The organism is Rheinheimera gaetbuli (assembly GCF_054781935.1).
The window spans coordinates 1-794 of record NZ_BAAGTL010000019.1 but is presented as its reverse complement, the minus strand read 5'-3'; the positions used below and the strand labels follow the sequence as shown (position 1 = coordinate 794).

The following is a 794-nucleotide window of genomic DNA, read 5'->3' as shown; positions in this document are numbered from 1 at the left end:
CGCTGACACACTCAGCACCGTTGCACGTAGCATCAGGTCATGGCTTAAATCAAACGGCCGATTGGCTTCGGCTTCTATCGCTGCATCCAGGCTGCCCTGCGTAACACTGTGCAAGCTTAACAGCACAGGACCTGCTGGGCTGATGCGCTGATAGGCTTCACCCGCTTTATTCTGGTGATAGCTGGTACGTAAAATCTCATGGCGCAATACCAGCGCATCCAATGCGCGTTGCAGGGCCACCGCGTCCAGTGCGCCACACAGGCGTAAAGCAAAGGGCATATTGTAGTGAGCGCTACCGCCGTCTATCTGCTCCAGCAACCACAAACGCTGCTGGGCAAAAGACAGTGGGATCTCGTTACTGTGAGTAATAGCGATCACTTTTGGTGATTGGCACACCTCAGCAGCATTGCCAAGAAAAGTCAGCAACTCCTGTTTATGCTCGCGTATCTGAACTGCCAGCTCTGCGGTAAGCTTACCTTTCGCAGCTTTCGTTATCAGTCGGCCCTGCTCCGCAGTAATGCTTATGCCATTCGAATTAAGCTTTTGAACAAGTTTGGCTGCACTTACCATGACATTTCCTCCACTTCTTCAGCTTCAGATGCCAAACACTTGTTCTGCGACAAGACCAATAATTCATCTATCAAGCTTGCCTGACGCTTTAATTCGGCTGTTTGAAGGAGGCGGGACAACAGCACGTCGATCCCGAAATTTTCGCGGATGCTGAATTTAAGCTTGGTTACCAGCAAAGAGTGCCCACCCAGCATAAAGAAGTTGGCATGCCGGCTGATAGGCTC

General features: G+C 51.1%; 2 protein-coding genes. Both read right to left on the bottom strand.

Going from position 1 to position 794, the window contains the following annotated elements:
- Positions 1–570: condensation domain-containing protein (locus ACYVIC_RS13025; protein ID WP_460860584.1), on the bottom strand; the 570-nt coding region annotated here is incomplete at its 3' end.
- Positions 564–794, bottom strand: a 231-nt coding sequence (locus ACYVIC_RS13020) for a phosphopantetheine-binding protein (RefSeq protein WP_460860582.1), incomplete at its 5' end; no start/stop codon positions are given. The genes ACYVIC_RS13020 and ACYVIC_RS13025, both read right to left, overlap by 7 nt.